Source organism: Nocardia vaccinii NBRC 15922 (assembly GCF_001613305.1).
GTDB lineage: Bacteria > Actinomycetota > Actinomycetes > Mycobacteriales > Mycobacteriaceae > Nocardia > Nocardia vaccinii.
Genome location: NZ_BDCC01000095.1, coordinates 18,435 through 27,756, shown reverse-complemented (window position 1 = coordinate 27,756; position 9,322 = coordinate 18,435). Strand labels below are relative to the sequence as shown.

Here is a 9,322-nt window from a genome sequence, read left to right as displayed (position 1 = left end):
ATTAACCGCAGCCATCCGCCGGGATGGGCCCTGCCCTCGGACGAGCAGTCGCGTTGCGGACGGTCACAGATTCCGCTGGCTTCGACAACCCAGGTGCCGTCGCGAACCTCGGTCGGCGTCGTAGGCCTGGGCAAATCGGTTGCCTTCAGTCCCTTGATCAAGCTGACCTTCTCGGAGGTGGAGCCAAGGCGCACCGAGAAGGTCAGCCCGTGATACAACCTGCGGGCCATCCCGGTCTGCGCACAGCGACGGGTACTGCGAACTGGGCTTGATCCACCGAAAGGTGCTCATCAACCGCGATTGCTGGACAAGCGTTATTATCGCAGATGGGAGCGCTTTTTATCTCCGCTCGTCACATCCATAATTTCGATGCATGGCGGAGGTTAACGCTGATCTGATCGCGGGGAAGAAGTCCCCGTGTTCACGAGCGACAACTACGCAGGGTCTACCTGTGCGGTTTCGGATTGGTTGGCAATGCATCGAGCTGCGAGCGGAGGGGACGGGCCACATTACACGCTGCGACGGGAGCGGTGAGTGCCTGGCGATTGTGAACCCGACTGTACGTTCAAGCGTTCGCGGTTGGCCTGCTACCAAATCGCGCCAATTGTTCGCGGGCGTGGCGAGCGTGGGCGATGTCGATATGGTCGCCTTCGAAGTCGACGGCGGCGTTTCCCGCCGCCTCCGCTGCCTCGAATGCTTCGACGAGGCGCTTCAGCCGGGCGGCTTCATCTTCCCTCAGGCCATACACGTCGTTGACGACCGGCACGTGCGAGGGATGGATGATGAGCTGTCCGGCGAACCCCAATCGCCGGTTCTGCTCGGAGTATGTGCGTAAGCCGTCCAGGTTCCGCAGGTCCTGCCATACCCCGACCAGCGGATAGCGTAGGCCGTTCGCTCGACAGGCCACTATCGTCCGGCTGCGCAGGTAAAGCGTCTCCAGGCCCTCCGCTGTCCAAGTGAAACCCAGATCTCGCTCGATATCCGCCCCGGCGGCTGCGGCTGCCTGCAGGGCGACGACGCGTGAAGATGCCGTGGCCAGTTCTTCGCAGTTGGCCACGGACGCCGCCGTCTCCATGGAAGGGATCAAGCCGACCGCTCCGCGTTCCAAGCCTGCTTCGATCTCCGCGCAGGTTGCGAGTGCGTCGAAAGCGACTATGTCCGCAGCGGTACGCACCATCGGAAGCAAGAGTGCGTCCGGGCGATGACCGACGACAGCCGCGATGTCCCGCCCGTGGTGGTCGGTGTCGAGCCCGTTCGGCCGGACCAGGATCCCCACATTCGGATACCGTTCGTGTAGGGCGACAATGGACTCCGCAGCGGTCGCTCGCGCTGATTCCTTCGCCTCTTCGGGCACCGCGTCCTCAAGGTCGATGAGCACCGCGTCGGCACCTGCGGCAGCTGCTTTCTCAGCCCAACCAGGCTTGTGCGCGGGGACGAAAAGAATCGATCTGTACAGCTTCATTGCGCCTCATATCAGGAAGTTTCGAACTCGCCTATTTGGGATCGTCAACCTTTGAGGTGCCCGGCTGTATCAGTCGCTTCGCCGGAGCTGATCCCCTGGTAGGACGCCCTTCATCGCTTACAGTCAGAGTACGAACGGTCGCTCGTTTGTCAAGTTTTGGATTGACTTCTTGACTCGAAACCGAGGCTCAACTTACTGTACGAGCGGACGTTCGTTCGTACAACATGATGGGTCTTTGGACGCTCGCGGCTCGCCGGCTGTGGACGGGTGCGGGCCGTGAGGACGGGAGTGTGCTGGTGTTCGACAAGGTGCTGGTAGCGAACAGGGGAGAGATCGCGGTCCGTGTCGTCCGCGCCTGCAGGGACCTCGGCATCAACAGCGTCGTAGTCCATTCGCAGGCCGACGCAGGCTCGCTCGCGGTGCGCATGGCTGACGAGGCGGTCCTGCTCGAGGGCGAAACCGCTGCGGAGACTTACCTCGATGTAGACAAGATCGTCGCGGTGGCACGCCGTACCGGGGCGCAAGCCGTCCACCCCGGCTATGGCTTCCTGTCGGAGAACGCCGCTCTGGCCGATGCGCTGGCGACCGCGGGGCTGGCTTTCGTGGGGCCCAGTGCGGCGGCGATCGACGCGATGGGCAGCAAGATCTCCGCCCGTAAGATCGCCGCGGCCGCCGGTGTGCCGACAGTGCCGGGCGTGGCCGATGCGGTGCGAAGTGCCGAGGAGGTCGAGCGGTTCGCGGCCGAGCACGGTTTTCCCGTCGCGATCAAGGCCTCGTTCGGCGGTGGTGGTCGGGGGATGCGGGTGGTGCACGAGGGCGATCCGGCGGCGGACGCCCTGGAGGCCGCGCAGCGTGAAGCCAAGGCATATTTCGGCCGCTCGGAGGTTTATCTCGAGCGCTACCTCGAACGTCCGCGCCACGTCGAGATCCAGGTGCTGGCCGACACGCGCGGCTCGGTCGTCTGGGTGGGGGACCGCGATTGCTCGGTGCAGCGGCGCCACCAGAAAGTGATCGAGGAGGCGCCGGCTTCCGTGTTGGACGAGGCGCTGCGTGCGCGAATGGGTGATGCAGCCGTCGCGATCGCGCGAGAGGTCGGCTATGTCAATGCGGGCACGCTTGAGTTCCTCGTCGAGGACGGCCGGTTCTACTTCCTGGAGATGAACACCCGGCTGCAGGTCGAGCACCCGGTCACCGAGCTGGTTTCGGGCATCGATCTGGTGCGGGAACAGTTGCGGATCGCTGCCGGTGAGCCGTTGTCGGTCGGTCAGGAAGAGATCAGCGGTCGGGCTCGGGGGCACGCGATCGAGATTCGGATCAATGCCGAGGATCCGACGGGCGGACGGTGGACGCCCTCTCCCGGACCGCTGAACCGGTTCGACCCTCCGGGCGGTTACGGCGTGCGCCTCGACACCGGATACGAGGCGGGTGACGTGGTGTCCGGCAACTACGACGGGTTGATCGCGAAGCTCGTGGTCTGGGCCGAAGATCGCCCGAGTGCCGTCGCCCGTGCCTGCCGCGCCATCGCGGAGACCCGTATCGAAGGGGTTGCGACTTCGCTGCCCGCGCAACTGCTCATTCTGCGGCATTCGGACTTCACCACGGATCAGCACTACACGCGGTGGCTCGAGGATGCTTCCCGATTGGCCGAACTACTCCCCGCGATTCCGGCCGAAGCGAGTGAGGGCTCGCCGGAAGAGTTGGAGGACCGCTCCGTTGTGACGGTCGGGGGCAGGCGGTTCTGGATCCCGCCTGTCGCCCAATCAGAGGTGGCGACTCGTCCGGCGAACGCCGGCCCGCCGAAAGCACTGAAGGGCCAGCAGGCGCGTGCGGCGTCCGGCGCACATGGCGACGGTCAGGTCCGTTCGCCGATGCAGGGCACGGTGGTGCAGGTCCTGGTCGAGCCCGGGCAGGCGATAGGCCCGGCGGACGTGGTCTGCGTGGTCGAGGCGATGAAGATGGAGAACCCGGTCACTGCGGCGGTAGCCGGCCGGGTGGAAGAAATTCTGGTTGAGGTTGGGGCAAACGTCCCGCCTGGCAGCGTGCTCGCTGTCATCGCGCCGACCGAAGACGTGGAGTGACGGTGTACCCGCGCATTCCCGGGCCATTCCCACGAGATCTCGAGGAGGAGATCCTATGCGCGCGCTTACCGACTTTATGAGGCTCAACGCTCGCCGGTACCCGCGCGAGGTCGCCGTGGTCGACGACCACGGGCGGCTCACTTACGAGGAACTGGTCGAGCGTGCCTACGCCGTTGGCAATGCATTGACTGGACTCGGTGTCGCCCGCGGCGACCGTGTCGGTGTGCTGTCGGGCAACAGCATCTTCTTCGTCGAGGCGTACCTGGGGGCGCTGTGCGCTGGCGCGGTGCCCGTGCTCTACAACTGGCGTTGGGCGCCCGCCGAGCTGGAATACGGTCTTGTGGACTCCGGCGCGACGACCGTGTTGGTCGAAGACGAGTTCAGCGACTTGTTCGACGCTGCGGCCGCACGCCTCGAAATACCGCCGCGTGTGATCCGGCAGGGTCAGGACTACGAGGACCTGCTCAGTGACCCGACCGCGCCGGCGGGGGAGTCGGACCTGGACGCGATAAACGTCGTGATCTACACCGGCGGAACCACCGGTTTCCCCAAGGGCGTCATGCTCACTGAACGCAACGTGGTGACGAACGCGCTCAACGAGATCATCGACACCGATATGCGCCAGGGCGACCGTACTTTGCTGGTCGCCCCGATGTTCCACGCTGCATCGCTGGCGTGCTGGTTCGTCCCCCATTTCATCCTCGGCGCGCGTTCGGTGCTGATGCGCGCCTTCGACGAGCGGCGAGTCGCGGAGATCGTCGAGCGGGAAGCGGTCACCAACGGCTTCCTGGTACCGAACATGGTGCGGAGACTGGTAGCGAGCGGCAGTTTCGAGAGTTACGACTGGTCGCGTTACGAGCGCATGTACGTCGGCGGTGCCTCGTTCAGGATGCCCGACAAGCGGGCCGTCGCGGACGCGCTGCCCCATGTGTCGATCTACTACCAATACGGGCTCACCGAAGGCGGTCCGATCATCACTCGCATGCGTCCGGAGGACATCTTCCGTGAGGACGTGGACGGTTCGATCGGGCGGGCATTCCTGTTCTCGGACGTTACTGTGCGCGACCCGGTCACCTTGGAGGAGATGGTGCCCGGCGAGGTCGGGGAGATCATGGTCCGCGGACCGAACGTCATGGCCGGCTACCTGGGCAAGCCCGAAGACACGGCGAATGTCTTCGACAACGGTTGGCTGCACACGGGTGACATGGCGGCCAGTGACGCCGAGGGCTTTCTGTTCTTCCACGACCGCAGCAAGGACATGATCAAGTCCGGTGGGGAGAACGTGTACTCGGCGGAAGTCGAGCGCGTCCTCTACGCACATGTGGACGTCCGGGAAGTTGCTGTCATCGGGGTTCCCAGTGTGGAGTGGGACGAAGAAGTGTGTGCGGTTGTCGCATTGCATGACGGATCGACGGTCGGCGCCGACGAGTTGCGCGCGTTCGCCCGGATTCATTTGGCTGGCTACAAGGTGCCGAAGCGGTTCGCATTCCTCGCACCGGAGCAGATTCCGGTCAACGACAGCGGAAAGATCATCAAAGCCCGGCTCCGTGAGATGGATCTGTTCGGGGCCGGACAAGAAAACCAGGAGGAGGTGGCCCGATGAGTCCCACGACCACCGGAGCTGCACAGGAGGCCAGGGACGCGCAGGCGGGCCCGAGGCACGAGAAGGCCGACAAATCGGTACACGACGAGTTGCTGGAGCGGCTGGACAAAGCGCGCGAGGGTGGCCCGAAGCGCAACCGCGACAAGCAGATCGCCGCGGGCAAGATGCTCGTTCGCGATCGGCTCGCGCTCCTACTCGATGATGACGAGATCATCGAAGACGGCCTGTTGGCACGGCATCTCGAGGACCTTCCCGCAGACGGTGTCGTTACCTGTATCGGCCGTGTCGACGGACGTCAGGTCTGCGTGATCGCGAACGACTACACCGTGAAGGCCGGAGCCTGGGGCAAGCGGACGTTCGAGAAGATGACCGCCATGCAGTTGCTGGCGGATGAGCTGGAACTGCCCCTGGTGTATCTGGTCGACGCAGCCGGCGCGCGGATCGACGAACAGTTCGAGAGCTATGCCGGTCGCAAGGCGTGGGGCAACATCTTCTACAACCAGGTGCAGATTTCCGGTCGTATCCCGCAGATCTGTGCGCTGTTCGGTCCGTCACCGGCCGGTTCGGCCTATGTCCCCGCGTTGTGCGACGTCACGATCATGGTGCGCGGCACGGCCACCGCCTACATCGGCTCGCCCCGGGTCGCTGAAATGGTCACCGGCGAGAAGGTCAGCCTCGAAGAAATGGGCGGCGCGGACCTGCACAGCCGGGTATCCGGGCTCAGCGACCTCCTGGTGGAGGATGACGCCGAGGCGATCGCGGCTGTTCGGCTGTACCTGTCCTACCTGCCGGGGTCCTGGAAGGAAAAGCCCCCTGTGGTCGAGGGTTGGGATCCCTTGCCTACCGGGGACATGCGGGCCATCGTGCCCGAGAACGAAGCCACGCCCTACGACATCCACGACCTGATCGATGCGGTCGTCGATGCGAACACCTTCTTCGAATACAAGGAGTTGTTCGCTCCTGAACTCGTCACCGGTTTTGCCAGGCTCGGCGGCGCTCCCGTCGGGATCGTGGCGAACCAGTCCAGCGTGAAAGCCGGGGTGCTGTTCAGCGACTCCTCCGACAAAGCGGCCCGGTTCGTCTGGATGTGCAACGCCTACAACGTGCCTCTGCTTTTCCTGGTGGACGTGCCCGGCTACATGCTGGGCACCGTCGCGGAGAAGGAAGGGATCATCCGCCACGGCGCGAAGATGCTGTTCGCGGTGGCGGAAAGCCGTGTGCCCAGGATCGCGGTGTTGGTGCGCAAGGCGTACGGGGGCGGCTACCTGGGTATGTCGGGCAGCCCGATGAACCCCGATGCCGTGCTCGCGTTGCCCACGGCAAAGCCCGCACTGCTCGGGCCGGAGGCAGCGATCGCCGGGGTGCACTTCAACCGGGCGATGGCGATCGAGGATCCCGAAGAGCGGCAACGCTTCGTCGCCGAACTGCGCGCCGAGTACGAGGCCAAGATCGATGTCTTCCAGATCGCCAACGAGAACGCCGTGGAAGCCGTTGTGCCCGTCGAGGATCTGCGTGCGGAGCTGATCGCACGGTTCGCCCTCTATTCCAGGCGGAACAAGCGCCCGATCGAACGTCGCAACGGCGTTTATCCCGTCTGACCAACCAGATCTCTCACCGTCGTGGTGAGACCACTGTCCTATCGAAAGGGTGACCATGCGCGATCTCACGGATCGGGTCGGACTCGCCGCCGACCCCCTCGCTGAATCCACCGAACGAGCCGACCTGCGCGCCGCAGTGCGTGATGTTATCGCGGTGCACTCACCGCCTGACCGTGTCCTCGAGTTGGACGATGCTGAGGACTTCGACGACAATCTACACAGCGCGCTGGCAAAGATCGGTGCGATGGCGATTGGCGCGCGCGAGGAAGACGGCGGCATCGGGGACATCCGCGACCAGATGACCGTGGTCGAAGAGCTCGGTTCCGGGCCGACTTCGATGGCGGTCAACATGATCGTGCACTACATGGGCGTCCACATCCTGTCCTCGCAGGGCAGCGCGGAACAGCGTCGGGAGTGGCTCGAGCCGCTGCTCGCAGGGCAGGCCAAGTTCTCCTTCGCGCTCACCGAACCGAGCGCCGGCACCGACATCGCGTCCGGCATGCGCGCTCGTGCGACCAAGACCGAGTCAGGGTGGGTCCTGAACGGACAGAAGATGTGGATCTCCGGCGCGGAGCGCGCGGACTTCTTCGTCGTGCTGGCGCGCTCGGCGGACCTGGGCCGCTCGACCGTCGACGGCATCACGATGTTCCTCGTCCCGGCGAAAACCCCGGGCATTACGGTCCGCAGGGTTCGTACGGTCGCGGTGCACGGCCTCGGGACCTGCGAAGTATTCCTGGACAATGTCGAACTTTCCGAGTCGGCGGTCATCGGGCAACCGGACCGAGGCTTCCGACTGGTCATGGAGACTCTCAACCGGGAGCGGCTCAACTCCTCATCCGGTGCGATCGGCGCCGCGCGGGGTGCGCTGGACTACATCGTCGGGTACGCATCGGAACGTGTGGCGTTCGGGAAATCACTCGGTTCCTTCCAGAGCGTTCAGCACCGACTGGTGGATGGCGCTCTGGCCATCGAATCCGGTCGCTCTCTGATGCTCCGTGCCGCGGCTGTCGAAGCTGCGGGCGGTCGCGCCGATCTGCTGTCCTCGATGGCGAAGATCGCTTGCACAGAGGCGGCGGTGAAGGTCACTCAGGACGCCATGGAGACCATGGGTGGTGCCGGGCTGAGTCGGGAGACGCCGGTGCAGCGCTGGTTCCGGGACGTCCGGCTGTGGGTCTTCGCGCCGCTGGCCAACGACATGGTCCGCAACTATCTCGGCGAGCGGTTCCTGGAACTGCCGCGGTCTTTTTGATCACACCGACTGGAGCACGACATGAGACTGGCCACCGTTCGGGCCGACGGCGAAACATATGCCGCACGGTTGGAAGACGATACGGCGATCCGGCTCGACGCCGTGGACGTCGGGACATTGCTGACCGATCCGGCCTGGTTCCAGCGAGCCGGAGCGGACGGGCCGCGAGTGGCCGCTGCCGGTCTCGATCTTGCCCCGGTGGTCCCGAGGCCGGGCAAGATCGTCTGCGTCGGGCTGAACTACCGTGCGCACATCCTCGAGATGGGCAGGGAACTCCCGTCCCATCCGACCTTGTTCGCGAAGTTCGCCGACGCCCTCATCGGCCCGAACGATCCACTGCTGCTGGACGGGTCGTCGGAAGCACCGGATTGGGAGGCGGAACTGGCGCTCGTCGTCGGCACCCGCGTACGTCACGCGAGTCCGTCTCAAGCCGAGGCCGCGATTGCGGGGTTCAGCGTTCTGAACGATGTGACCATGCGGGACTGGCAGTACCGCACCACCCAATGGCTGCAGGGCAAGACATTTGAGGCCAGCACCCCGTTCGGTCCGTGTCTTGTGACCCCGGACGAATTGCCCGGCGGGACGCGTCCGACGGTCGAGGTGCGTTGCAGTCTTGACGGGCGGGAGGTGCAACGGTCGAACACTGCGGACCTGGTGTTCGACCCGGTGGATCTGGTCACCTACGTCAGCCGGATCGTCACCTTGCACCCGGGCGACGTCATCGCTACGGGAACGCCGGCCGGTGTCGGGCACGCGCGCACTCCTCCGGTGCGGTTGGCGCCCGGTTCGGTGCTCGTCACTGAAATCGAAGGGATCGGGCGGACGACGACGCCGGTCACATCGGTGCACGAATCTTTCGGCACATCAAGGTAAGGAGAACGGAGCCATGGCTGAACACGACGTCCCCGTCGTAACCCGAAAAGGGCAGGAGCACACCGGTACAGGTCAGTCGGGCGGCGCAGTCCGTATTTCCGGTGTGGGTCCGCAACACACACCGGCGACCCGCATCTGGTACGGCAAAGTCAGCAACGAGCCCGGCTATCGTTCGCTGCCGCACCACCACGGCGAGGCAGAGACCGGCGGCTATGTTCTGAAGGGAAAGGGCCGCATCTGGTTCGGCGAGAACTACTCGAAGTACGAGGATCTCGAAGAAGGCGATTTCGTCTTCGTGCCGCCTTACATGCCACACGTGGAGGGCAACATGAGTACCACCGAGGAACTTGTGTGGCTGACCTGCCGTACGCCGGACAACATCGTGGTGAACCTCGAAGAGGTCGACGATTCGATCCTCGAGGGGTATTGCCGCGCATAAATGAATGGGGCAGGACATCG

At 64.6% G+C, this 9,322-nt stretch carries 8 protein-coding genes; 7 read left to right on the top strand and 1 reads right to left on the bottom strand.

Features of this window, described 5'->3' with window-relative positions; translation table 11 throughout:
* Window positions 1-213: hypothetical protein (locus NV1_RS45355; RefSeq protein ID WP_218027364.1), on the top strand; the 213-nt coding region annotated here is incomplete at its 5' end.
* A gap of 352 nt (window positions 214-565) precedes the next feature.
* Here NV1_RS45355 and NV1_RS40650 read toward each other — a convergent pair.
* Window positions 566-1,462 (bottom strand): HpcH/HpaI aldolase/citrate lyase family protein, encoded by an 897-nt coding sequence (locus tag NV1_RS40650; protein WP_067904715.1) that lies wholly within the window; start codon window positions 1,460-1,462, stop codon window positions 566-568.
* A gap of 290 nt (window positions 1,463-1,752) precedes the next feature.
* On the opposite strand from NV1_RS40650, the gene NV1_RS40645 reads away from it, so the two are divergent.
* The 6 genes from NV1_RS40645 to NV1_RS40620 are packed head-to-tail and all read left to right on the top strand — an operon-like array spanning window position 1,753 to window position 9,302.
* Complete coding sequence (locus NV1_RS40645) at window positions 1,753-3,540, top strand: ATP-binding protein (RefSeq protein ID WP_307631405.1); 1,788 nt, start codon at window positions 1,753-1,755, stop codon at window positions 3,538-3,540.
* 55 nt (window positions 3,541-3,595) lie between these two features.
* Window positions 3,596-5,143 carry a class I adenylate-forming enzyme family protein gene (locus tag NV1_RS40640; RefSeq protein ID WP_067904712.1) on the top strand — a complete coding sequence of 516 codons (1,548 nt, stop codon included), beginning with the start codon at window positions 3,596-3,598 and terminating at the stop codon, window positions 5,141-5,143.
* Window positions 5,140-6,741 carry an acyl-CoA carboxylase subunit beta gene (locus tag NV1_RS40635; protein ID WP_084526674.1) on the top strand — a complete coding sequence of 534 codons (1,602 nt, stop codon included), beginning with the start codon at window positions 5,140-5,142 and terminating at the stop codon, window positions 6,739-6,741. The genes NV1_RS40640 and NV1_RS40635 overlap by 4 nt, the downstream gene beginning before the upstream one ends.
* Window positions 6,742-6,796: 55 nt before the next feature.
* Complete coding sequence (locus NV1_RS40630; RefSeq protein ID WP_067904709.1) at window positions 6,797-7,990, top strand: acyl-CoA dehydrogenase family protein; 1,194 nt, start codon at window positions 6,797-6,799, stop codon at window positions 7,988-7,990.
* Window positions 7,991-8,011: 21 nt separating this feature from the next.
* Window positions 8,012-8,863, top strand: a complete 852-nt coding sequence (locus tag NV1_RS40625; protein ID WP_067904706.1) for a fumarylacetoacetate hydrolase family protein — start codon at window positions 8,012-8,014, stop codon at window positions 8,861-8,863.
* A 13-nt stretch (window positions 8,864-8,876) separates the two neighbouring features.
* On the top strand, window positions 8,877-9,302 hold the full coding sequence (locus NV1_RS40620; RefSeq protein WP_067904702.1) for a cupin domain-containing protein: 426 nt from the start codon (window positions 8,877-8,879) through the stop codon (window positions 9,300-9,302).
* Window positions 9,303-9,322 lie beyond the last annotated feature (20 nt).